The organism is Vibrio sp. Y176 (genome assembly GCF_033438945.1).
This window is the reverse complement of record NZ_JAWOQS010000006.1, coordinates 266,411-290,141: the sequence shown is the minus strand read 5'-3', so window position 1 is coordinate 290,141 and position 23,731 is coordinate 266,411. Positions and strand designations below refer to the sequence as shown.

Genomic DNA, 23,731 nt, shown 5'->3' with positions numbered 1-23,731 from the left:
AGTGAAATCAGCAAGATGCTGTTTTAAAGGAGTTAACAGCTCATTCTAGCCCAATACACTCATTAAGTTAAAGATTGGCAAGTACATTGCTGTCACTAATCCGCCAACAACGATACCTAAAAATACGATAATTAGTGGCTCTAGAATTTTACTAAGGTTGTCGACGGTGTTGTCGACTTCAAACTCGTAGATCGTTGCAACTTTATTGAGCATATCGTCAAGTCGACCAGACTCTTCACCGATCATAACCATTTGTAACACCAATTCAGGGAACACATTACAGTTGCGCATGGCTACATACATTGGCATACCTGCGGCGGTATCACGGTACACTTCTTCTATGGCGAGTTGATAGTGTAAGTTTCCTGAGGTTTTTGATGTGGTTTTTAAACTGGTTAGAATTGGAATACCCGCTGTAAAGCTTGTGGCGAGTGTTCGACTAAATTTGGCGATAGCAGCTTTTGATAATACAGGGCCCAGAACAGGAAATTTAAGCACAGAGCGGTTGAGCATTAAGCGAAAAGAATCTGAACGCTTAGAGAGGATTCTCGCCGAGGTGAATAAACTCATGGAGCCTAGTGCGATAAACGGACTCCAGTTTTGTGTCCAGGCGGAAAGATCTAACACTTGCCTAGTAAACCAAGGTAAATCAGCACCAAAACCAACAAACATTTTTTCGAACTCGGGAATGACTTTGGTGAGCATGATAAACGACACGCCTAACGCGACTAGCACTACCATTGCTGGGTAAATCAGGGCTTTGATCACTTTCGCACGGAGTTGTTCATTTTTTTCTCGGTAGGTGGCTAAGCGCTCGAATACTTCTGCTAAGTTACCGGATTGCTCACCTGTGGCGATAAGGTCGTTATAGAGTGGGTCAAAGTGTTCACTTGCAGTGCGCATGGCTTTTGACATGGGCGTACCCGCTTCAACGGCGCGTGTCACGCTCATCAAAATGGATTTCATCTCTGCTTTTTTGTGATTTTCTGATACCAATTTTAAAGCCTGAACTAAGGGGACACCGGTTATCAACATCGTCGAAATTTGCCGGGTAAACACCGTGATGTCTCTGCCTTTCACGCGATGGCTGAGTTTAGTGAGAAACGAGATACTGCTTTTCTTTAACTTCTTGATCTTGATGTGTTGTGCGTTTAGACGTTCGCGTACTTCAATTTCTGTCATCGCGAGGGTTTGTCCAGACGTCTTTTTGCCTGAACTGTTGATGCCTTTCCAGCGGAAGTTTTTAAGTTGTGGTGTAGTGCTTTTCATAGAGGTGACTGCTGATTAAAGGATTAAAAATAAAGTACGCGCTGTAGTTCACTAAAACTTGTGATCCCTTGTTTGAGTTTTTCTATGCCCGACATTTGTAACGTGCTCATACCATTTGCGATGGCGAGTTTTTCTAGTTCATGTACCGAGGCGCCTTTAATAAGCGCTTCGGAAAGAAATTCATCAAAGCGCATCACTTCATAAATCCCCGTTCGGCCGGAATAACCATGGGTACACTCATTACATCCATCGGGATTGGCTTTAAAAATGTTGTCGCTTGCTTGAATTCCAAGATGTTGTAGCTGAGCGGTAAGCTCTTGTGATTGTTTACAGTGCGAGCACAGTTTACGGGCCAAGCGCTGGGCAATAATCAAACTAAGAGAGGAGGCCAAGTTAAAGCTTTCTACGCCCATGTTTGATAAACGAATAACCGTTTCAGCCGCAGAGTTGGTATGCAAGGTTGAAAGTACTAAGTGACCAGTTTGCGAGGCTTTGATCGCGATTTCTGCAGTGTCTAAGTCACGAATCTCACCGACCATTACCACATCGGGGTCTTGACGTAAGAAAGAGCGCAGTGCTTCGGCAAAACCAAAACCAATCTTAGGCTGGACTTGAACTTGGTTAATGCCCGATAAGTTAATTTCTACTGGGTCTTCTGCCGTAGAAATGTTGATTTCTGGTTTATTGAGGATACTCAGCCCGGTGTACAAAGAAACGGTTTTTCCGCTCCCGGTTGGACCTGTCATCAGAATCATGCCTTGTGGGCGACGCAGCGCATCCAAGTACAATTGTTTTTGTTGTTCGCTATAACCAAGCTTGTCGATATCCAATGACGCAGAGCTGCTGTCGAGCAGTCGTAGTACAATTTTCTCTCCAAATAGAGTAGGCAGCGTGGATACACGCATATCAATTGCGGTGTCTTGATTCAACTTGAGCTTAATACGCCCATCTTGTGGTAAACGTCGCTCTGCAATATCAAGCTTAGAGAGGATTTTGATACGAGCGGATAAGCGGCGACTCAAGTGGCTTGGTGGCTGCTGTGTTTCAATTAAGATGCCATCACAGCGCAGGCGCACGCGGTACATCTTTTCATAAGGCTCAAAGTGGATATCGGATGCGCCTTTGCGCACAGCGTCCAATAGAATTTGGTTGATGTAACGGCTAACAGGAGACTCATCTTGGCTCAAGTCTTCAATGTTGTCGATTTCATCTGCGCCCACGTCAACTAGGTTGGCTAACTCTTCTTGGTTGATCTCTTTTAACCCGGACTTCTCATGACTCAATGAACGACCATACAAGCGTCGAATTGCCGCGCTGAGTTGACTAAAATCCCCCAAGACCAATTCAACCTGTAAACCAGTGGCAAAGCGAAAATCATCTTCTGCTTGTTGGTTGGTGGGGTCGGCAACGGCGAGTAATAACGTTGAAGACGTACGCTGGAGTGGGAGTGCGTTATGCCGCGTGATTAATTCCCTAAGGCCAAGTTGCTGACAAAGCGAAGCATACTCGTACTGAGATAACTCGGGCTGATTTAAACCAAAGAGAGAACTTAAGTGCTCAGCGAGTTCGCTTGATGTAAATAATCCAGAACTGAGTAAAGCCTCTGGCATCGAAATGCCAGAAGCTTTGACTTGCTCTATTAACGATTCTTCTTGGGAAAACGTCAGTACTCCTCTTTGGCGAAGAACCGTGGATAAGTTGGTTAACATTAACAACTAGTTATTGGCAGCCATCAATTGCTGGGACTGTACCAGCACGAGCACAAGACCAACCTTCGGTTGCACTACGAGAGAAAGTTAAAGTATCACTCGAGGTCATTGAGCTATTTGAACCAAAAGCAAATTCTAGAGTTGGTACCGCACCTGAACCAGATCCAATTGCTGATGTTAGTGTGCCTAAATCGTTAGCTGAAGCTACTGAACCTAAATCAGAAAGACCAGCAGCCGAGCTCGTTCCATTTTCTTGATAATAGAGTTCAGCCGGAGTAATTAGGGACTTTAACGTAGCAAGAGCTGATGCGGCTTCTGATTTTTTTACGTAGTCTTGATAAGCTGGTATGGCGACGGCTGCCAAAACACCAATAATAGCCACTACAATCATCAATTCAATCAAGGTAAAACCTTGCTGTTTTTTCTGTTTACTGTTTTTCATTTTTAACCCTTTCTAAAAAATTAATAATGCTCTTGCATTAGCGAAAGATTATGGAGAGTTAAGGTGGGTTGAAAATGGGGAAGGGATGGGCTCTCGAGTGAGATAAAACTCTTTGGTGAAAAGTTGCATATCGCATGCAGAGTTTTGCGAGTAGTACTATTTTTTTAGTGGATAAAAAGAAAGGGCCAATTGGCCCTTTTAAATGATGAATTACTCACAACTCACTGAGTTAGTTGAAGTAATTTCAGATTTGTTGCTTTTATTATTTGAAGCGCATCGAAAGATCCATCGCTTTTAAATGCTTAGTCAACGCGCCTACCGAAATGTAATCGACACCGGTTTCTGCGTATTCTGCGATGGTCTCTAGCGTAATGTTGCCGGAGTTCTCTAAAGCGGCACGACCTGCGTTAATCGCTACGGCTTCACGCATCATTTCTTTTGTGAAGTTATCGAGCATGATGATGTCGGCACCAGCCTCTATCGCTTGTTTCAACTCTTCTAAGCTTTCCGTTTCTACTTCTACCGGTTTGCCTGGGTTAAGCTCTTTCGCTTTTTGGATGGCTTGAGTGATGCCACCACAAGCAATAATGTGGTTTTCTTTAATGAGGTAAGCGTCGAACACGCCGATGCGATGGTTAAAGCCACCACCACACGTCACGGCGTATTTTAGTGCGCTACGCAGACCAGGAATGGTTTTGCGTGTGTCTAGTAGACGACACTCAGTATGCGCGATTTTTTCAGCGTACTCTGCGGTAACTGTTGCGCAGCCAGACAACGTTTGGATGAAGTTCATTGCGTTACGCTCACCAGTCAACAAGTCACGAGCAGGGCCTGTCAGCGTGCAAAGGGTTTGGTTAGGTTCGACTTTATCGCCGTCCTTTACGTGCCATTCAATACTGACCTTGCCACCGAGCTGCTTAAAAACTTCATCTGCCCATGCTTGACCACAGAACACACCATACTCACGAGTAATAATCGTTGCGGTATTAACCGCATCGGCAGGGATCAAAGATGCAGTAATGTCATTATCTGCGTCGACACTGCCACCTAGATCTTCTTTTAAGGTATCAGCGACAGAGCGAGTGATCTCTAAAGGGAGTTGTTGTTTAAGGTATTCTAGGCGTTCTTGAATGTTGTGTGTGTTCTTCATCGCAAATCTTGTCTTGAAAGGGAGATGGCAACGAATGATACTCTCCGGTGTCAATAATTTCAGCAGTTAATTTGCAAAGTAGAGAGGTTGATATGCGCCCAATTATCGAGAATGGCTGGCTGACACAAGCAAAGCATGTTCCGTCACCATTTTTTGATGCCCGCTCTGATATAAACGACATCTCTCTGCTGGTGGTACACAATATCAGTTTGCCTCCTGGGCAGTTTGGTGGACCATATATAGAGGACTTCTTCACTGGCAAGCTAGACCCAAATGAACATCCATTTTTTGAAGTCATTCACAAAATGGGCGTTTCTGCACATTGCTTGATTAAAAGAAACGGCGAGGTTGTTCAATTTGTTTCTTTTCTTGATAGAGCATGGCATGCCGGTCAATCCAGTTTCGCAGGCAGGGAGCGTTGTAATGACTATTCCATTGGTATCGAGCTTGAAGGGACAGAATTTACTGCCTACACAGAAGCGCAATATCAATCACTTGCAGAGATCACTGAGGTGATTATGCAGTCTTATCCTCAAATCACCCCGCCACGAATTACCGGTCATCAATATATTGCGCCCTTGAGAAAAAGCGATCCTGGTCTAAGCTTTGATTGGGTGAAATATAGACTGCTTATACAGCGTTGATTTGTAGCGAAAGTGTAAATTCAAAAAAGCGAAATAAATAAGGCATACGATCAGGTATGCCTTTTTTTGATACCAGAAATATTAATGATTGTTAAAAGTTAACTACATTTTTACGCTCGCACATGCCGTTTTGGTGAATAAATAGACTGATAATTTTGTCATTTTCTGTATTTCTTTTCCAAAACTGCTAGCACGTCGACTTCCCATTTGTATGCTTTATGTAATTGGTCATACCAATTCTATTGCTGTTTTAACAGTCGATTGTTATCAGAGTGTTGGAAGTAAGCTCGTTCTATGATTTAGGTCAATTTTCGGCTGGACAGTGGCGTTTTAATTATGTTAATTTCTGCACCAACTTAAAATTGGTATTACCAATTACCTGCAAGAGTAGAAGAACAATAAATTATGGCTTATCAAAGGATTCGTCAGCCAAAACTCTCTGATGTTATAGAACAAGAGTTAGAAAGGTTGATAGTGGAAGGAACATTGTCTCCGGGGCAACAACTGCCTCCAGAGCGTGAACTGGCAAAACAGTTCGATGTGTCTCGTCCTTCAGTCCGAGAAGCCATTCAACGCTTGGAAGCGAAGCGTTTGTTGACTCGTCGCCAAGGTGGCGGAACATTCGTAAGTGAGAATATCTGGAAGAGCTTTTCAGATCCCTTGTTGAATTTGTTGTCTAGTCATTCTGAAACCCAGCTTGATGTGCTTGAGTCTCGTCATGCGATGGAAGGAATTTCAGCCTACTTTGCAGCTTTACGTGGTACCGAAGAAGATTTTGCGCGTATTCAAGGTTGCCTTGAGCGCATTAGCCAAGAGCAAGCAAACAACGATATCGAAGCTGAATCTGCGGAAGTAATGCAATTTTTGATCGCTTTGACAGAAGCCGCGCACAACGTGGTTTTGTTGCACATTGTTCGAAGCTTAGCACCTTTGCTTGAGCAAAATATTCTACAAAATTTTAAATTACTACGTCGCCGCCCAGAAGCGGTCGAGAAAGTCAGTAAACACCGAGCCAATATCGTGGATGCGATTGTTTCTGGTCAGCCTGAAAAGGCGCGAGAAATGTCCCACTCGCACTTGGCTTACATCGAAGAAACATTGTTGGATTTGACTCGAGAAGAGTCTCGACGAGAGCGTTCTCTACGTCGAATTCAGCAGGGTAATGACTCGTAAGAGCGTTACTTAAATAAGTAGATCCAACCAACAGAAGGATAGATCGCCATGTCTGATATGAAGCATGACGTAGATGCACTGGAAACTCAAGAATGGCTACAAGCGCTTGAGTCAGTTGTACGTGAAGAAGGTCTAGAGCGTGCTCAATTCCTATTAGAGCAAGTTCTAGATAAAGCACGTCTAGACGGTGTTGATATGCCAACAGGTATCACAACTAACTACATCAACACGATTCCTGCAGACCAAGAACCAGCATACCCAGGTGACACAACACTTGAGCGTCGTATTCGCTCAATTATTCGTTGGAACGCTATCATGATCGTTCTACGTGCATCTAAGAAAGACCTAGAGCTAGGCGGCCACATGGCGTCTTTCCAGTCTTCTGCTGCGTTCTACGAGACATGTTTCAACCACTTCTTCCGTGCACCAAACGAGAAGGATGGTGGCGACCTAGTTTACTACCAAGGTCACATTTCACCAGGTATCTACTCACGTGCATTCGTTGAAGGTCGTCTAACTGAAGAGCAGCTAGACAACTTCCGTCAAGAAGTAGACGGCAAAGGTATTCCTTCATACCCGCACCCTAAACTGATGCCTGAATTCTGGCAGTTCCCGACAGTATCGATGGGCCTAGGTCCAATCGCTTCTATCTACCAAGCTCGTTTCCTTAAGTACCTAGAAGGCCGTGGTCTTAAAGATACTTCAGAGCAGCGCGTTTACGCGTTCCTAGGTGACGGTGAGATGGATGAGCCAGAATCACGTGGTGCTATCTCTTTCGCTGCGCGTGAGAAACTAGACAACCTATGCTTCCTAATCAACTGTAACCTACAGCGTCTAGATGGCCCTGTAATGGGTAACGGTAAGATCATTCAAGAACTTGAAGGTCTGTTCAAAGGTGCTGGTTGGAACGTAGTGAAGGTAATCTGGGGTAACAACTGGGATTCACTACTAGCTAAAGATACGACTGGTAAGCTTCTACAGCTTATGAATGAAACGATCGACGGCGACTACCAAACATTCAAATCAAAAGATGGCGCGTACGTACGTGAGCACTTCTTTGGTAAGTACCCAGAGACAGCTGCACTTGTTGCTGACATGACTGATGACGAAATCTTCGCACTTAAGCGTGGTGGTCACGAGTCTTCTAAGCTATACGCGGCATACAAAAACGCGGCAGAAACTAAAGGTCGTCCAACAGTAATCCTAGCTAAGACTGTTAAAGGTTACGGCATGGGTGAAGCGGCTGAAGGTAAGAACATCGCGCACCAAGTTAAGAAGATGGATATGACTCACGTACTACACCTACGTGATCGTCTAGGCCTTCAAGACATCCTAACTGACGAAGCAGTGAAAGAACTTCCGTACCTGAAACTTGAAGAAGGTTCAAAAGAGTACGAATACCTACACGCTCGTCGTAAAGCGCTACACGGCTACACGCCACAGCGTCTACCAAAATTCACTCAAGAATTCATCGTTCCTGAGCTAGAAGAATTCAAGCCACTACTAGAAGAACAGAAGCGTGATATCTCTTCTACTATGGCATTCGTACGTGCGCTAAACGTTCTACTTAAGAACAAGAACATTGGTAAGAACATCGTTCCTATCATTGCTGACGAAGCACGTACATTCGGTATGGAAGGTCTGTTCCGTCAAATCGGTATCTACAACCCGCACGGCCAAACTTACACACCAGAAGACCGTGGCGTTGTTTCTTACTACAAAGAAGCGACTTCAGGTCAGGTTCTACAAGAAGGTATCAACGAGCTAGGTGCTATGTCTTCATGGGTTGCTGCTGCGACTTCATACTCGACAAACGACCTACCAATGATCCCGTTCTACATCTACTACTCAATGTTCGGCTTCCAACGTGTTGGCGACATGGCGTGGATGGCTGGTGACCAACAAGCACGTGGTTTCCTACTAGGTGCAACTGCGGGTCGTACAACGTTGAACGGTGAAGGTCTACAGCACGAAGACGGCCACTCGCACATTTTGGCGGGTACGGTTCCTAACTGTATTTCTTACGACCCAACATTCGCGTACGAAGTAGCAGTAATCATGCAAGACGGTATCCGTCGCATGTACGGTCCAGAACAAGAAAATGTGTTCTACTACCTAACGCTAATGAACGAAAACTACGCAATGCCAGCAATGCCAGAAGGCGCTGAAGAAGGCATCCGTAAAGGTATCTACAAGCTAGAAACTTACACGGGCGACAAAGCGAAAGTTCAGCTAATGAGCTCTGGTACTATCATGAATGAAGTACGTAAAGCAGCTCAAATCCTAAGCGAAGATTATGGTGTTGCTTCTGATGTTTACTCTGTAACGTCATTCAACGAACTAACTCGCGATGGCCAAGATGCAGAGCGTTTCAACATGCTTCACCCAGAAGCGGAAGCGAAAGTACCTTACATCCAAACAGTAATGGGTACTGAACCTGCTATCGCAGCAACTGACTACATGAAGAACTACGCAGAGCAGGTTCGTGCATACATTCCTGCTGAGTCTTTCAAAGTTCTTGGTACTGATGGTTTCGGTCGTTCAGACAGCCGTGAAAACCTACGTCGTCACTTCGAAGTGAACGCAGGTTACGTAGTAGTAGCAGCGCTAACTGAACTAGCGAAACGTGGCGAAGTTGAGAAATCTGTAGTTGCAGAAGCAATTAAGAAATTCGACATCGACACAGAGAAAACAAACCCGCTATACGCTTAATTAAGAAGGTAGATAAGAAATGGCAATCGAAATTAATGTACCAGACATCGGTGCGGATGAGGTTGAAGTTACTGAGATTCTTGTAAGCGTTGGCGACAAGGTTGAAGAAGAGCAGTCTCTGATCACAGTTGAAGGCGATAAAGCTTCTATGGAAGTTCCTGCTTCTCAAGCGGGTATCGTTAAAGAAATCAAAGTTGCAGAAGGCGACAAGGTTTCTACTGGTTCTCTAATCATGATTTTCGAAGCCGAGGGTGCAGCTGACGCTGCACCTGCTCCTGCGGCAGAAGCAGCTCCAGCAGCAGCTCCAGCTCCAGCAGCAGCGGCAGAACTAAAAGAAGTTCACGTACCAGACATCGGTGGTGATGAAGTAGAAGTTACTGAAATCATGGTTGCCGTTGGCGACAGCATCGAAGAAGAGCAATCTCTTCTAACTGTTGAAGGCGACAAAGCTTCTATGGAAGTTCCAGCGCCATTCGCAGGTACTCTAAAAGAGATCAAAGTTGCAGCAGGCGATAAAGTATCGACTGGCTCACTTATCATGGTATTCGAAACAGCAGGTTCAGGCGCTCCAGCAGCACCAGCGGCAGCTGAAGCTCCTGCGGCAGCAGCTCCAGCAGCGTCTGCGGCAAAAGAAGTGAACGTTCCAGATATCGGCGGCGACGAAGTTGAAGTTACTGAGATCATGGTTGCGGTTGGCGACACAGTGGAAGAAGAGCAATCTCTAATCACTGTTGAAGGTGACAAAGCTTCTATGGAAGTTCCTGCACCATTCGCTGGCACAGTTAAAGAAATCAAGATTGCAGCTGGCGACAAAGTGTCTACTGGCTCACTAATCATGGTATTCGAAGTGGCGGGTGCAGCACCTGCTCCTGCAGCAGCTCCAGCTCCAGCTCAAGCGGCAGCACCTGCAGCTCCGGCTCCTAAAGCAGAAGCTCCAGCGGCAGCACCTGCAGCTCCGGCTCCTAAAGCAGAAGCTCCAGCGGCAGCAGCTCCAGCAGCGACTGGCGATTTCAAAGAAAACGATGAGTACGCTCACGCGTCTCCAGTTGTTCGTCGTCTAGCGCGTGAATTTGGCGTTAATCTTTCTAAGGTTAAAGGTTCTGGTCGTAAGAGCCGTATCCTAAAAGAAGACGTTCAAGCTTACGTGAAAGATGCACTTAAGCGTCTTGAGTCTGGCGCAGGTGCAGCAGCATCTGGCAAAGGCGACGGCGCGGCTCTTGGTCTACTACCATGGCCAAAAGTGGACTTCAGCAAGTTTGGTGAGACAGAAGTTCAACCGCTATCTCGCATTAAGAAGATCTCTGGCGCAAACCTACACCGTAACTGGGTAATGATCCCGCACGTTACACAGTGGGATAACGCAGACATCACGGCTCTTGAAGCATTCCGTAAAGAGCAAAACGCGATTGAAGCGAAGAAAGACACTGGAATGAAGATCACACCACTTGTGTTCATCATGAAAGCGGTAGCTAAAGCGCTTGAAGCGTTCCCAGCGTTCAACTCTTCTCTATCAGAAGACGGTGAGAGCCTAATTCTGAAGAAATACGTGAATGTTGGTATCGCGGTAGATACACCAAACGGTCTAGTTGTTCCTGTATTTAAAGACGTGAACAAGAAAGGCATCTACGAGCTATCTGAAGAGCTAATGGCGGTTTCTAAGAAAGCACGTGCTGGTAAGCTAACTGCGGCTGACATGCAAGGTGGCTGTTTCACTATCTCTAGCCTAGGCGGTATCGGCGGTACGGCGTTTACTCCAATCGTAAACGCGCCAGAAGTTGGTATCCTAGGTGTGTCTAAGTCAGAAATGAAACCGGTATGGAACGGTAAAGAGTTCGAACCGCGTCTACAACTTCCACTGTCTCTATCATACGACCACCGTGTGATCGATGGTGCTGAAGGTGCGCGCTTCATCACTTACCTAAACGCATGTCTATCTGACATTCGTCGTCTAGTTCTGTAATAGAAATTAGATGAATGAGAGGCGGCAACTTAGCCGCCTCTGCTAATCATAATTACCGACAATTTGGTTATCAGCCTTGCTTCGTTCAGGGTTTTCACAATCGAATTGTTGTCTAGCTCACAGGCTAAATTGATTTACTTTTCACACCATTAACATCTCTGTAAACTGTTAGCGGTCTGAAAATAACTGTTTAAAACAAATCTCTCTTAAACATAAAAAATCGATACCCACTCAGCCTGTTAGGGATAATGACTACAAGAGGTCAAAATGAGCAAAGAAATTAAAGCCCAAGTTGTTGTACTTGGTTCTGGTCCTGCTGGTTACTCCGCTGCATTCCGTTGTGCGGACTTAGGTCTTGAAACTGTACTAGTTGAACGTTACAGCACGCTTGGCGGTGTATGTCTGAACGTGGGTTGTATCCCATCTAAAGCACTGCTTCACGTTTCTAAAGTAATTGAAGAAGCGAAAGCGATGGCTGACCACGGCGTTGTGTTCGGTGAGCCTCAAACAGACATCAGCAAAATCCGCATCTGGAAAGAAAAAGTTGTTAACCAACTAACTGGCGGCCTAAGCGGTATGGCTAAGATGCGTAACGTAACAGTAGTTAACGGTTACGGTAAGTTCACTGGCCCTAACTCTATCCTTGTAGAAGGCGAAGGTGAGCCAACAGTTGTTAACTTTGACAACGCAATCGTTGCGGCTGGTTCTCGTCCAATCAAACTGCCATTTATCCCGCATGAAGACCCACGTATTTGGGACTCTACTGACGCTCTTGAACTAAAAGAAGTGCCAGAAAAACTGCTTATCATGGGCGGTGGTATCATCGGTCTAGAAATGGGTACGGTTTACCACTCTCTAGGTTCTAAAGTTGAAGTTGTTGAAATGTTTGACCAGGTAATTCCTGCAGCAGACAAAGATATCGTGAAAGTATTTACTAAGCGTATCAAAGACAAGTTCAAGCTAATGCTAGAAACGAAAGTAACAGCAGTTGAAGCAAAAGAAGACGGTATCTACGTTTCAATGGAAGGCAAGAAAGCGCCAGCTGAAGCTGAGCGTTACGATGCGGTTCTAGTTGCTATCGGTCGTGTACCAAATGGTAAGCTAATCGACGGTGAAAAAGCGGGTCTAGAAATTGACGAGCGCGGCTTCATCAACGTTGATAAGCAAATGCGTACTAACGTTCCTCACATCTTCGCGATCGGTGATATCGTTGGTCAACCAATGCTTGCTCACAAAGGTGTGCATGAAGGTCACGTAGCTGCTGAAGTTATCTCTGGTAAGAAGCACTACTTCGACCCTAAAGTTATCCCTTCAATTGCGTACACTGAGCCAGAAGTGGCTTGGGTTGGTAAGACTGAAAAAGAAGCGAAAGAAGAAGGCATCAAGTACGAAGTAGCAACATTCCCATGGGCAGCATCAGGTCGTGCAATCGCATCTGACTGTGCAGACGGTATGACTAAGCTAATCTTCGACAAAGAAACTCACCGCGTAATCGGTGGTGCTATCGTTGGTACTAACGGTGGTGAACTACTTGGTGAAATCGGCCTTGCAATTGAGATGGGCTGTGATGCAGAAGATATCGCTCTGACTATCCATGCTCACCCAACTCTACACGAGTCTGTAGGTCTAGCTGCTGAAGTATTTGAAGGTTCAATCACTGACCTGCCAAACAAAAAAGCAGTTAAGAAGAAGTAAGGTTTTTCTGACTGAATGATAGAAGCCGCTGCATTGCAGCGGTTTTTTTATGCTTGTTATATAGGAATATAAATGTGTGCTTAGCAGACAATAAAAAGCCCACCAAACGGTGGGCTGACATATATTACGAGCTAAGCTTTAGTGTTCACGGTTGTAAATGCAAAGCATATCTAAGTATGAATTCACTAGATGTTTCAGCTCCGCTTCACCTTTAGCGCGGTTCGCTTGGACAAACAGTGAGTAACAAATACCGTGGAACAGGTTTGCCAAGTGTTCTGAATCGTGCTGGTCACACACCTCACCGCGTTCAATTGCTTTAATGAACATGTTTTGTACCAGCAACTGGTTAGTACGGTTAGTTGAAACAAACAATGGCCATACTTCATCACGTGTTGAAGCACTCCACTCGAACCATACTTTTAGCCAGTGACAGTCTTGGCTGACAAGCTCGATCATCGCATTAGTAATATTGGCGATGTTTTCACGTGCATGTAAGTCTAGGTCTATGTTATCCGATAGGAAGTTTGAGAACTGACGTACGACGTGATTGAGAACTTCATCCACCAAGTCTTCGCGTGTAGGGAAGTAGTTAAAAACAGTCGCCACAGAAACTTGAGCAATTTCTGCGATATCTGCGTGACCACCACGACCGATGCCGCGGCGCGCAAATACTTCCAATGCGATTTCCATTAACTGTTGCTTACGCTTAATTGGAGAAAGCCTAGTTCTAGGTCTCTTTGCAATTGAGTCCATATCCATTTTCCTTGCCATTTGAGTTGATATTGGGGGTAACCCCCTAATTGATTATTTTAATAGTTGCTTAAAGCAGTGATGAGTGTAATGGTGCATATGCACAAGGTCAACATCTGTAGAACAATTTATATACAGTAATGTCATTATTATTGATAAATTTAGCTATGAACTTTATAAAACTAAGACCTTCTTCCAAGATTTTTTGGCAACAGGATGTGACTTTCAACCCAATGAACGTGGTGATACACTACACGCCGTAAGATTAGGTGATCGTTTGCGTGCGACTTACCTCAACCCACAAATTTAGATTGAGCACAGTATGAAACATACAATAGAAGTCATGATTTCTGAGCAAGAAGTTCAGGAGCGAGTTCGTGAATTAGGCAAACAAATTACAGAGCGTTATCAAGGTAGTGAAGATCTTGTGTTGGTAGGCTTATTGCGTGGCTCATTTGTATTTATGGCAGACTTGGCACGTGCTATCGAACTGACTCACCAAGTTGATTTTATGACAGCGTCAAGCTACGGCAATACGATGGAAAGCTCACGTGACGTTCGTATCTTGAAAGATTTGGATGATGACATCAAAGGTAAAGACATTCTGCTTGTTGAAGACATCATTGACACTGGTAACACACTAAATAAAATCCGTGAGATTCTTTCGCTACGTGAGCCGAAGTCTATCGCGATTTGTACGCTCCTAGATAAGCCATCTCGTCGTGAAGTGAATGTTCCTGTGGATTGGATTGGTTTCGAAATTCCAGATGAATTTGTCGTTGGGGTGGGTATTGATTACGCGCAGAAATACCGCCACTTACCATACATCGGTAAAGTTGTACCTCAAGAATAATCATTGAGTTCAGCATTTAAAATATAAAAAAACGCCCATCTAAGATGGGCGTTTTTCGTTCAACTTTTAGATATGACTTAGCGACAAAGGAGCTTGTTGTCTGTATTTAGAATCGTCGAAAGAGCTTTCTGGTAAGACGCTTCTACGGTTTCCTTAGAGTTAGAACGAATGCCTAAGTACTCTAAGCGACCATCTTCAATTCCGTATACCACACCATGAATTTCAACATCTTGCCCACGCTCCCAAGCGTTTTGCAGGATGGTTGAGTTACCCAAGTTGTACACTTGCTCTGCAACATTAAGCTCGCCTAGTTTATCCGCTCGATCTTGTTGCGGCATTTGATCTAGGTAAGTGCGGTGTTTGAAATAGATATCTCTGATATGTAACAGCCAATTATTAATAAGACCTAGCTTAGGATTATCAATGGCTGCATTTACGCCACCACATCCATAGTGTCCACAGACAATGATGTGTTTAACCTTAAGAACATCTACGGCGTACTGGACGACCGATAGACAGTTGAGATCAGTATGGATAACTTGGTTTGCAACATTCCGATGAACAAAGAGTTCACCTGAGTATAGTCCGGTTAGTCGCTCGGCAGGAACGCGGCTATCAGAGCAGCCAATCCAAAGAAAATCAGGCTTTTGCCCCTCTGCGAGTTTTGCGAAGTATTCAGGTCGATCAGATTTGATCTCTTGAGACCATTTCGAATTGTTTTCAAATAACTGTTTTATTTCCGGCATTTTGCAAACTACTTCCCTTAAAAGACAAAATCGCTGCCGCTGTTTGTGTGCACATGCAAGCGATCAGTGTTGTAACTATACACAATGTTACAATTTCGATCTCGTTAAATATTCGTCAGATAGGACTCATCTGACTAGTTTTCATTAAGAAAAAAGTAAAATCTGGTGAAACTATTTGTGGTGTGAATTTAGCCTTAATCTATTTATGGTTTAAATTTTCGCCTAGCTCGTTAAAGTAGTGATATTTTACTTTTTAAAATTGAATGCAGGGAAAATCAGCAGTGTTCGGTAGTCGTTTTGAAGATATCAATTTCAAAGGGGATGTATTTGGCGGGGTAACCACGGCGATTATCTCTCTCCCTCTGGCGTTAGCGTTTGGTGTTGCATCCGGAGCCGGTGCTGAGGCCGGCCTTTGGGGGGCAATAATGGTCGGTTTGTTTGCCTCGTTATTTGGTGGTTCTAATACGTTAATATCAGAACCGACAGGGCCAATGACGGTAATCATGACCGCAGTATTAACCAGTATGATGGCGAAATACCCAGAAACGGGCATGGCTATGACTTTCACGGTTGTCATGATGGCTGGCGCGTTCCAAATCCTATTGGGGACGTTAAAACTGGGTAAATACGTTACCTTAATGCCTTATAGCGTTATTTCCGGGTTTATGTCTGGCATTGGTGTGATTCTTATCATTCTACAGTTATCGCCTTTGATGGGACATGCTGCGCCTTCAGGGGGAGTACTCGGAACGTTATCTGCTTTGCCGGAGACCATTTCTAACCTTAAATTCAGTGAGTTGTTTTTGGGACTACTGACTTTGGGGATTCTTTTTTTCTTCCCTAAGCAATATCGTAAATACGTTCCTGCACAGCTCGTGGCATTGGTCGCGGTAACTTTATTGTCTGTGATTCTCTTTGATACAGAAGATATTCGTCGTATCGGTGAAATTCCTGCTGGGTTACCTTCTCTCGTCGCCCCTTATATTGACACAGATATGTTTGTCGAGATGGTCATTGATGCATTAGTGCTCGGCACGTTAGGTTGTATTGATACTTTGTTAACGGCGGTTATCGGTGACTCATTAACTCGTAAAGAACACGACTCAGATAAAGAGCTGCGAGGTCAAGGGTTAGCTAACATGATCTCAGGCTTGTTTGGTGCGCTGCCGGGGGCGGGAGCTACCATGGGGACGGTAACGAATATTCAAGTTGGGGCTCGCTCGCCATTATCTGGTGTGATTCGTGCACTAATGTTGGCGTTGGTTGTACTGGTTGCTGGCGGGTTAACAGAGCCAATCCCGATGGCTGTGTTAGCAGGCATTGCGGTGTATGTTGGCTTTAACATCCTAGACTGGAGCTTTATTCAGAGGGCACATAAGGTAAGCTTTTCCGGAATGGCGGTGATGTATGGCGTTATGTTGCTTACAGTATTCGTTGATCTTATCGTTGCGGTGGGTTTAGGCGTCTTTATCTCGAACATTATCATCATCGAGCGTTTGAGCCGAGAGCAGGCGCGACAAGTAAAAGCGATCAGCGACGCGGATGAAGATGATGTGCCGCTGACTGACAGCGAGCGTGGTTTGTTGGATCGTGCTAATGGTAAAGTGCTGTTCTTTTATCTTTCCGGTCCGATGATCTTTAGTGTTTCTAAAGCCATTTCACGTCAGCACTCTAGTATTTCGGACTATGACGTGATGATTCTCGATCTTACGGATGTACCAATGATTGATGTAACCGTCGGTTTGGCGTTAGAGAATGCGATTAAGGATGCTCTCGATGCCAATTGTGCCGTGTATTTATTATGCCCGAATGAGCGAACACGAGAACAGCTAGAGAAATTCCATGTGATTGACCTTGTCCCGGATGAAAATATGTACCAATTCCGTTACGAAGCATTGAATGCGGCGGTGGCACATGTTGAGGCAGACCAGTATCAGCGCATAACGGCGTAATCATTCTGACAGTTAAAAACGCAACAGTGTCCTGTTGCGTTTTTTTATGCTCTATTTTGTCTTACTTAGAGATAACCTTTACGAGGTAAGGGTTATATTTCTAATATTATCGAAAGGTTTATTTGTAATCATCGTTATTCAACGATAAACTGATGGACCGGCAGTACGATACCCAAGGCGATTTTGTAGTAAACCGCTGCTAAATATGAGTCGGTATTAGTAATCACAAACAAACGGCAATCAAGACCTTATGTACGCATTAGAAATTGAACAATTGCGCAAGACGTATGCAGGTGGCTTTGAGGCGTTAAAAGGTATAAGTCTCCAAGTGAAAAAGGGTGACTTCTACGCGCTTCTGGGTCCCAATGGTGCAGGAAAATCGACCACGATTGGCATCATTTCCTCCTTAGTGAATAAAACCTCCGGAACGACGAAAGTTTTCGGTTATGACATTGATACCGACCTCGAATTGGCCAAGCAGAATTTAGGCTTGGTGCCACAAGAGTTCAACTTCAACCAGTTTGAAACCGTTGAGCAAATTGTGATGCAGCAAGCTGGCTATTACGGTGTGTCTAAAGTATTAGCCAAAGAAAGAGCAGAAAAATACCTGAAAAAATTGGATTTATGGGAAAAACGCCAAGAGCGTGCTCGTAACCTATCCGGTGGGATGAAGCGTCGTTTAATGATCGCAAGAGCTTTGATGCACGAGCCGCAATTACTCATTTTAGATGAACCAACGGCTGGAGTGGATATTGAACTACGCCGCTCAATGTGGGGGTTTCTGAAAGAGATCAACCAAGAGCAAGGAATTACGATTATTTTAACGACACACTACCTAGAAGAAGCGGAGATGCTGTGTCGAAATATCGGCATTATTAATCGTGGTGAGCTGATTGAAAATACCACTATGAAGGCGTTACTAGGTAAGCTAAGCGTCGAGACATTTATCTTGGATATTGAGTCAGAAGTCGAGGTGCCTGAGCTTGAAGGTGTTAATCGACAAAGTATTGTTGATGGCTCTTTAGAGATAGAACTAGATAAGAGCCAAGGATTGAATTCGGTATTCAGTCAGTTAACAGAGCATGGCATTAAAGTTCTCTCAATGCGTAACAAAGCCAACCGACTTGAAGAGTTGTTTGTCAGCATTGTAAGAGAGGGGAGTAATTAAATGTACGGTTTATATTGGACGGCATTTCGCAGCTTGCTGAGCAAAGAAGTCACTCGTTTTACACGTATTTGGGTGCAAACCTTAGTGCCGCCAGCCATTACGATGACGTTGTACTTCATCATTTTCGGTAATCTTATTGGCTCTCGAATTGGTGAGATGAGCGGCTTTAGTTACATGGAGTACATTGTTCCAGGTTTGATCATGATGTCGGTGATCACCAACTCATACTCGAATGTTGCGTCTTCATTCTTTAGTGCAAAGCTACAGAAGAATATTGAAGAACTGCTGGTGGCCCCGGTACCAAACTATGTGATTATTGCTGGCTACGTGATGGGCGGCGTGACTCGAGGTTTGTTGGTCGGTGCAATTGTTACTTGTGTGTCACTTTTGTTCGTTGATTTGCAAGTGGAGCACTGGGGCATTATTGTCGCGACTGTCTTCATGACGTCGGTGGTATTTGCTCTCGGTGGCTTGATCAATGCGGTTTACGCAAAAACGTTTGATGATATTTCGATCATCCCTACGTTTGTATTGACTCCTCTAACTTACTTGGGAGGTGTCTTTTATTCGATTAGTCTGCTGCCTGAATTTTGGCAAGGCGTTTCTAAGATCAACCCAATCGTCTACATGGTGAATGCGTTCCGCTACGGCTTTTTAGGTGTCTCGGATGTGGGCATTGTCACTTCATTTAGTGTACTTGCAGTGTTTGTTGTTGCATTGTATGCCATTGCGCATTATCTAGTAACCAAAGGGATTGGGCTAAGAAGCTAAGCCATTCTTATAAAGCAAAGAGCGGCGATTCACGCTGCTCTTTCGCGTGCATAACAATACATACCCATACAATTTTTCGGTTTTTATCATGGTAGGTTTCAATCATTTGTAATAAATGAGTGATCCTATGAATATTGTCCCGCCGCCGCCTTTCTCCTATCAGTTACTTAAGCCCAAATATTGGTCTGTATGGCTGGCATTTGGATCTTTAGCGATTCTTGTTAATGTACTGCCATACGTAGTATTGCGAATCTTAGGTAGAAGCATCGGCTGTATTGCGATGCATGTAATGAAGCGCCGACACAAGATCGCTCTGCGTAATCTCCAGCTGTGTTTCCCTGATTTTACGGATTGGCAATGTAAGGACGTAGTACGAAAAAACTTTCAATATACTGGAATGGCGATCATCGAAACCAGTATCGCTTGGTTTTGGCCAGATTGGCGGATACGTCGGATAACCTCTATTGTTGGAAAAGATCGTTTACTCGCTGAGGAAAAGAATGGACGTGGTGTGTTGGTGGTGTGCAGTCACCATTTAAACTTGGAGATAACCGCTCGTATTTTTAGCCAGTTTGCCCAAGGTTATGGCGTTTATCGCCCAAATTCGAATCCTGCTTATGAGTTTATTCAACATCGAGGTCGAACTCGTTTTGGACATCAAATGATTGATCGAAAAGACGTGAAATCAATGCTCAAAGTTCTGAAAAAGGGTCATCGACTTTGGTATTTGCCCGACCATGATTATGGCGTTAGCCATTCTGTTTTTGCGCCGTTTTTTGCTGTTGAACAAGCGGCGAGTACCGTCGGGTCTAGTGTTCTCATTGATGCAACAAAGTGCGCGGTTATATCTGGCGTTACAGTGAGTAAAAATCACCATTACACGCTGTACATTGGAAAAGACATTAGCGAGCGTTTCGAGAGACGTAATGCGGTTAAAGCGGCAAGCATCTTGAACCAAGAGCTTGAGAAAATGATAAAACGTGATATTCCAGCGTGGATGTGGCTGCACAAGCGGTTTAAAACTCGCCCTGAAGGGTTAGATTGCGTCTATACGTAGAGTATAAAAAAGGTCGACTAAGAGTCGACCTTTTTACTTTTATGGCTCAGAGCTTACTCTGCGTTCTCTGAGTTTGTATTGTTAGATTCAGCTTCTTCCTTCGTTTCGACAACCATATCTACCGTTTGGTTATCGATAAGACGAGCTTTGCCTAGGAACGCAGACATCAGAATAACAGCTTGTGTCGTTTCTGGTGTGATCACTTGTAATGTACGAGCATCACGAATGAAGATCTCATCAGGGTGCAGACCTGCAGCTCGAAGTTGGTCGCTTGCATCTTCGATGATCGATGCGTAGTCATCGCGGCCACCGCGAATGGCACTACTGATCCAACGCATTGTACGAGCAAGTACAGGAGCACGTTGACGCTCGTCCAGCGTAAGCAAGCCATTGCGTGAACTCATTGCTAAACCGTCCATTTCACGTACGGTTGGTACACCGATGATTTCAATGTCCATTGCTAGGTCATCAACCATCTTGCGGATAACAGCAAGTTGTTGGAAGTCCTTCTCGCCGAAGCACGCGACATCCGGTTGTACGATGTTAAACAGCTTATTCACAATCGTCGTCACGCCACGGAAATGACCTGGTCGAGACGCGCCTTCGAGAATTGTTGATAGGCCAGGGACATCGACGAAGGTTTGCTTATCCAGACCTTCTGGGTAGATAACTTCTGGTGTTGGCGTAAATACCACATCGACCCCTTCAGAGGTTAACTTGCTTAAGTCTTCCTCTAGCGTGCGTGGGTAATTATTTAAATCGTCAGCACGATCAAACTGCATCGGATTAACAAAGATGCTTACGACAACGATATCAGCGTATTCGCGTGCTTTACGCACTAAAGTTAAGTGGCCTTCGTGAAGGTTGCCCATGGTAGGGACAAACGCCACTTTACGACCTTCACGTTTAAAGGTTTTAAGGTGTTCACGAACTGCTGAGATTTCCGCAAAAGTTTGCATGCATTTATCCTCTAGGCAATGGTATGAGCGTCGTCTGGGAATACACCGTTGGCTACATCTTCAATGTATTTAGTAACGGCTTTGCGCATATCACCTGTTTCAGCAAGAAAGTTTTTGGAGAATTTCGGCATGTAGTTGGCAGAAATACCAAACATATCATGCATTACGAGAATTTGACCATCTGTTACGTTACCTGCACCAATACCGATAACAGGAACGTCAAGCACTTGCGTAATACGTTCAGCAAGCTCAGCTGGTACGCATTCTAGTAAGACGATTTGAGCGCCTGCTTCTTGCAGCGCTAATGCGTCTTTTACCATGCGGTCTGCTTTTTCTTGATCGCGACCTTGGATTTTGTAACCACCAAAAATATTAACAGCTTGAGGAGTTAAACCAAGATGAGCACAAACTGGAACTGATCGTTCAGTGAGCATTTTCACCGTGTCGAAAAGCCAGTCACCACCTTCAATTTTTACCATATTGGCACCAGCACGCATCAGTGTAGCCGCATTTTCGCAAGCTTGCTCTGGGGTGGTGTAGCTCATGAATGGCATGTCTGCCATCAACAAACAATTTGGGCTACCAGCGCGTACGCAACGAGTATGGTAAGCGATATCATCGACCGTTACTGGTAGAGTATCGTTGTGACCTTGCAAAACCATACCTAGAGAATCACCGACAAGAAGTACTGGCATTTCTTGGCTTTCAAACAGTTGGGCAAAGCTCGCATCATAAGCGGTTGAAGTAGCAAATTTACGACCTTCTTGCTTCCACTTGATTAGGTCGTTGATGGTCATTTTTTTCATGGTTTTATCCTTACTAGGAGTTGGCTATGACTGCCAGATACTGAGGCCGTTTCTATCTACTTGTTCCAGTAGTTCAGAGACCTCGGTCCCATCAGGGAGTTGTAAACTTGGTGCAATTTCCGCAAGAGGGTAGAGTACGAATTCACGCTCTTTCATTCCATAATGAGGAACGATCAGCCTCTCGGAATTAATCACCTCATTGCCATAAAGCACAATGTCGAGGTCCAAGGTTCTTGGTCCCCAGCGTTCGTCTTTACGGACACGACCTTGTTCTTGCTCTATAGCTTGTGTGCAATTGAGCAATTCAATAGGCGTCAAACTGGTGTTAATAGACACAACCGCATTGATGTAATCCGGTTGGTTTTGTGGCCCCATTGGCGTGCTGCTGTATAGCGAAGAAGCTTGAACAAACTCTGATTTAGGCAGCGTTTTTAATGCTTCAATCGCTTGCTTTGCTTGGCTGACAGGATCAGCCAAGTTACTGCCTACCGCAATGTACGCTGTAATCATGATTTGGGCTTACTCTTTTTCTTGCGATAAGTTTTACGGCGGCGCTGGCCTGTTTTCGGTGATTGACCGTCTAAGTCGGCAGCCATTGCTTGACGCATTTCTCGGCCTGCATTTTGAAAAGTTTCCCACCACTTGGCAAGCTTCTGAGTGTCACCACCTTCAATTTCACCGCGCATTTCAAGAAAATCAAAGCCAGCTCTAAATTTATTGAGCTCCATAAGACGGAATGCACGTTTACCGTTACGTCGTGGAAGACGAAGCTGTAACTGCCAAATCTCGCGAATGGTTGCGGTGTGGCGTCTTGGAATGGCAATTGTGCGAACTTGCTCGTCAAGAATGATGTTGCTCGCTTCCATAATGGCGTCGTAATGGCCTAAGTTGCGCTCTTCCATCAGTTCATCGGCTTTCGCACACAGTGGGTACCACAGCATTGCAGCAAACATAAATGCTGGATTGATGCGTTTCCCATCTTCGATGCGCATGTCGGTAGAATCTAGGACAAGATCCAACATCTGCTCAGTGTGAGAGGAGTAATCTTCTGTAAAGTGCGCTGCAATCGTCGGGAATAGTTGCTGGAATAGGTTGTACTCACGCAGTAGGTGGTAGGTTTCTAAGCCATGACCGGATTGCAATAATTTGAGTGACTCTTCAAAAAGACGCGCTGACGGAATGTCACCGAGCAACGGTGCCATGTGTTCGATTGGCGCTGCGGTGTCTTCTTCAATATCAAAGTCTAGTTTTACCGCGAAACGAACCGCACGCAGCATGCGCACAGGGTCTTCACGGTAGCGTGTTTCTGGATCACCAATCAGTCGAATTAGGCGATCTTCTAAATCTTCAATACCACGTGCGTAGTCGTGAATCGAGTAATCTGCGATGTTGTAGTACATCGAGTTAATCGTGAAATCACGGCGCTCAGCATCTTCATCGATGGTGCCGTAGACGTTGTCACGCAGCAGCATACCCTCTTTTGATTGCTGAGAAATGCTCTTATTCTTTTGCTCTTGGTGGTGACCACGGAATGTCGCAACCTCAATGATGTCTCGGCCAAACATAATATGAGCCAAGCGGAAGCGGCGACCAATCAAACGGCAGTTACGAAATAGCTGTTTGATCTGTTCCGGCGTTGCGTTGGTCGCAATGTCAAAATCTTTTGGTTTTTGTCCAAGCAGTAAGTCTCGAACCCCGCCACCCACAAGAAAAGCATCGAAACCAGCACCATTTAGGCGGTACAGTACCTTCAGCGCATTATCACTGATCTGCTTACGCGAAATGTTGTGCTCTTCACGAGTTATTACATTGAGAGCGAGCTCTGGAATTGTGGCAGGTTCGCTTGGTGTATAGTCGTTTGTATTCATGTGCATCTGGCAATAACTGGGTTTAATCCAATCTTGCTTTGGTTAGT

The 23,731-nt window shown here is 44.8% G+C and carries 20 protein-coding genes; 10 read left to right on the top strand and 10 right to left on the bottom strand.

Annotation, left to right across the window (positions count from 1 at the left end; all coding sequences use genetic code 11):
• Positions 1–45 precede the first annotated feature (45 nt).
• The 4 genes from R7O13_RS16775 to nadC form a co-directional block, all read right to left on the bottom strand.
• Positions 46–1,269 carry a type II secretion system F family protein gene (locus R7O13_RS16775; protein ID WP_262597537.1) on the bottom strand — a complete coding sequence of 408 codons (1,224 nt, stop codon included), beginning with the start codon at positions 1,267–1,269 and terminating at the stop codon, positions 46–48.
• 23 nt (positions 1,270–1,292) lie between these two features.
• Positions 1,293–2,978: a type IV-A pilus assembly ATPase PilB gene (pilB, locus tag R7O13_RS16770; protein ID WP_318304299.1), complete on the bottom strand. Its 1,686-nt coding sequence runs from the start codon at positions 2,976–2,978 to the stop codon at positions 1,293–1,295.
• A gap of 10 nt (positions 2,979–2,988) precedes the next feature.
• Complete coding sequence (locus R7O13_RS16765) at positions 2,989–3,420, bottom strand: pilin (protein WP_042521333.1); 432 nt, start codon at positions 3,418–3,420, stop codon at positions 2,989–2,991.
• A gap of 262 nt (positions 3,421–3,682) precedes the next feature.
• On the bottom strand, positions 3,683–4,570 hold the full coding sequence (nadC, locus tag R7O13_RS16760; protein WP_054576329.1) for a carboxylating nicotinate-nucleotide diphosphorylase: 888 nt from the start codon (positions 4,568–4,570) through the stop codon (positions 3,683–3,685).
• A gap of 92 nt (positions 4,571–4,662) precedes the next feature.
• Here nadC and ampD point away from each other — a divergent pair, with 92 nt between their 5' ends.
• From ampD to lpdA, 5 genes are all read left to right on the top strand, one after another.
• A complete protein-coding gene (gene ampD / locus R7O13_RS16755; protein ID WP_042521337.1) occupies positions 4,663–5,214 on the top strand; it encodes a 1,6-anhydro-N-acetylmuramyl-L-alanine amidase AmpD in 552 nt (183 codons plus the stop codon).
• Positions 5,215–5,619: 405 nt separating this feature from the next.
• Positions 5,620–6,387: a pyruvate dehydrogenase complex transcriptional repressor PdhR gene (gene pdhR, locus R7O13_RS16750; protein ID WP_005379989.1), complete on the top strand. Its 768-nt coding sequence runs from the start codon at positions 5,620–5,622 to the stop codon at positions 6,385–6,387.
• Positions 6,388–6,435: 48 nt separating this feature from the next.
• Positions 6,436–9,099, top strand: a complete 2,664-nt coding sequence (gene aceE, locus R7O13_RS16745) for a pyruvate dehydrogenase (acetyl-transferring), homodimeric type (protein ID WP_005386612.1) — start codon at positions 6,436–6,438, stop codon at positions 9,097–9,099.
• Positions 9,100–9,118: 19 nt separating this feature from the next.
• Positions 9,119–11,059, top strand: coding sequence for a pyruvate dehydrogenase complex dihydrolipoyllysine-residue acetyltransferase (gene aceF / locus R7O13_RS16740; RefSeq protein WP_318304296.1), 1,941 nt, complete (start codon positions 9,119–9,121; stop codon positions 11,057–11,059).
• A gap of 267 nt (positions 11,060–11,326) precedes the next feature.
• Complete coding sequence (gene lpdA, locus R7O13_RS16735; protein WP_005379993.1) at positions 11,327–12,754, top strand: dihydrolipoyl dehydrogenase; 1,428 nt, start codon at positions 11,327–11,329, stop codon at positions 12,752–12,754.
• Between the two features lie 138 nt (positions 12,755–12,892).
• Here the strand turns inward: lpdA and opaR are convergent, their stop codons facing one another.
• Positions 12,893–13,507: a transcriptional regulator OpaR gene (gene opaR / locus R7O13_RS16730; RefSeq protein ID WP_005379994.1), complete on the bottom strand. Its 615-nt coding sequence runs from the start codon at positions 13,505–13,507 to the stop codon at positions 12,893–12,895.
• 319 nt (positions 13,508–13,826) lie between these two features.
• Between opaR and hpt the strand changes: the two genes are divergently transcribed.
• A complete protein-coding gene (hpt, locus tag R7O13_RS16725) occupies positions 13,827–14,357 on the top strand; it encodes a hypoxanthine phosphoribosyltransferase (RefSeq protein ID WP_005379995.1) in 531 nt (176 codons plus the stop codon).
• Positions 14,358–14,434: 77 nt separating this feature from the next.
• On the opposite strand, the gene can is transcribed toward hpt, so the two are convergent.
• Entirely contained in the window at positions 14,435–15,103 is a 669-nt protein-coding gene (gene can, locus R7O13_RS16720; RefSeq protein ID WP_005379996.1) for a carbonate dehydratase, read from the bottom strand.
• 281 nt (positions 15,104–15,384) lie between these two features.
• On the opposite strand from can, the gene R7O13_RS16715 reads away from it, so the two are divergent.
• The 4 genes from R7O13_RS16715 (at position 15,385) to R7O13_RS16700 (ending at position 20,051) form a co-directional block, all read left to right on the top strand.
• Complete coding sequence (locus R7O13_RS16715) at positions 15,385–17,055, top strand: SulP family inorganic anion transporter (protein ID WP_005379997.1); 1,671 nt, start codon at positions 15,385–15,387, stop codon at positions 17,053–17,055.
• 250 nt (positions 17,056–17,305) lie between these two features.
• Entirely contained in the window at positions 17,306–18,223 is a 918-nt protein-coding gene (locus R7O13_RS16710) for an ABC transporter ATP-binding protein (protein ID WP_005380000.1), read from the top strand.
• Entirely contained in the window at positions 18,224–18,994 is a 771-nt protein-coding gene (locus tag R7O13_RS16705) for an ABC transporter permease (protein WP_005386598.1), read from the top strand.
• A gap of 127 nt (positions 18,995–19,121) precedes the next feature.
• The gene (locus tag R7O13_RS16700) at positions 19,122–20,051 is read left to right on the top strand and encodes a Kdo(2)-lipid IV(A) acyltransferase (RefSeq protein WP_318304295.1); all 930 of its coding nucleotides are present in this window, start codon (positions 19,122–19,124) and stop codon (positions 20,049–20,051) included.
• 53 nt (positions 20,052–20,104) lie between these two features.
• Here the strand turns inward: R7O13_RS16700 and panC are convergent, their stop codons facing one another.
• From panC to pcnB, 4 genes are read right to left on the bottom strand one after another with little or no spacing between them, the layout of a single operon-like run.
• Positions 20,105–21,010 carry a pantoate--beta-alanine ligase gene (panC, locus tag R7O13_RS16695; RefSeq protein ID WP_065274834.1) on the bottom strand — a complete coding sequence of 302 codons (906 nt, stop codon included), beginning with the start codon at positions 21,008–21,010 and terminating at the stop codon, positions 20,105–20,107.
• Positions 21,011–21,021: 11 nt separating this feature from the next.
• The gene (gene panB / locus R7O13_RS16690; protein ID WP_318304293.1) at positions 21,022–21,816 is read right to left on the bottom strand and encodes a 3-methyl-2-oxobutanoate hydroxymethyltransferase; all 795 of its coding nucleotides are present in this window, start codon (positions 21,814–21,816) and stop codon (positions 21,022–21,024) included.
• Positions 21,817–21,840: 24 nt separating this feature from the next.
• Entirely contained in the window at positions 21,841–22,326 is a 486-nt protein-coding gene (gene folK, locus R7O13_RS16685; protein WP_017635910.1) for a 2-amino-4-hydroxy-6-hydroxymethyldihydropteridine diphosphokinase, read from the bottom strand.
• Positions 22,323–23,690 (bottom strand): polynucleotide adenylyltransferase PcnB, encoded by a 1,368-nt coding sequence (gene pcnB / locus R7O13_RS16680; protein ID WP_005386589.1) that lies wholly within the window; start codon positions 23,688–23,690, stop codon positions 22,323–22,325. The genes folK and pcnB overlap by 4 nt, the downstream gene beginning before the upstream one ends.
• Positions 23,691–23,731: the final 41 nt, after the last annotated feature.

Bases quoted from the DNA above. Each gene is read 5' to 3' on its own strand.
- R7O13_RS16775 (WP_262597537.1), bottom strand. From the start codon at position 1,269: ATGAAAAGCACTACACCACAACTTAAAAACTTCCGCTGGAAAGGCATC.
- R7O13_RS16765 (WP_042521333.1), bottom strand. From the start codon at position 3,420: ATGAAAAACAGTAAACAGAAAAAACAGCAAGGTTTTACCTTGATTGAA.
- hpt (WP_005379995.1), top strand. From the start codon at position 13,827: ATGAAACATACAATAGAAGTCATGATTTCTGAGCAAGAAGTTCAGGAG.
- nadC (WP_054576329.1), bottom strand. From the start codon at position 4,570: ATGAAGAACACACACAACATTCAAGAACGCCTAGAATACCTTAAACAA.
- pilB (WP_318304299.1), bottom strand. From the start codon at position 2,978: ATGTTAACCAACTTATCCACGGTTCTTCGCCAAAGAGGAGTACTGACG.
- ampD (WP_042521337.1), top strand. From the start codon at position 4,663: ATGCGCCCAATTATCGAGAATGGCTGGCTGACACAAGCAAAGCATGTT.
- can (WP_005379996.1), bottom strand. From the start codon at position 15,103: ATGCCGGAAATAAAACAGTTATTTGAAAACAATTCGAAATGGTCTCAA.
- aceF (WP_318304296.1), top strand. From the start codon at position 9,119: ATGGCAATCGAAATTAATGTACCAGACATCGGTGCGGATGAGGTTGAA.
- pdhR (WP_005379989.1), top strand. From the start codon at position 5,620: ATGGCTTATCAAAGGATTCGTCAGCCAAAACTCTCTGATGTTATAGAA.
- aceE (WP_005386612.1), top strand. From the start codon at position 6,436: ATGTCTGATATGAAGCATGACGTAGATGCACTGGAAACTCAAGAATGG.
- panC (WP_065274834.1), bottom strand. From the start codon at position 21,010: ATGCAAACTTTTGCGGAAATCTCAGCAGTTCGTGAACACCTTAAAACC.
- pcnB (WP_005386589.1), bottom strand. From the start codon at position 23,690: ATGCACATGAATACAAACGACTATACACCAAGCGAACCTGCCACAATT.
- folK (WP_017635910.1), bottom strand. From the start codon at position 22,326: ATGATTACAGCGTACATTGCGGTAGGCAGTAACTTGGCTGATCCTGTC.
- R7O13_RS16705 (WP_005386598.1), top strand. From the start codon at position 18,224: ATGTACGGTTTATATTGGACGGCATTTCGCAGCTTGCTGAGCAAAGAA.
- R7O13_RS16710 (WP_005380000.1), top strand. From the start codon at position 17,306: ATGTACGCATTAGAAATTGAACAATTGCGCAAGACGTATGCAGGTGGC.
- R7O13_RS16700 (WP_318304295.1), top strand. From the start codon at position 19,122: ATGAATATTGTCCCGCCGCCGCCTTTCTCCTATCAGTTACTTAAGCCC.
- lpdA (WP_005379993.1), top strand. From the start codon at position 11,327: ATGAGCAAAGAAATTAAAGCCCAAGTTGTTGTACTTGGTTCTGGTCCT.
- panB (WP_318304293.1), bottom strand. From the start codon at position 21,816: ATGAAAAAAATGACCATCAACGACCTAATCAAGTGGAAGCAAGAAGGT.
- opaR (WP_005379994.1), bottom strand. From the start codon at position 13,507: ATGGACTCAATTGCAAAGAGACCTAGAACTAGGCTTTCTCCAATTAAG.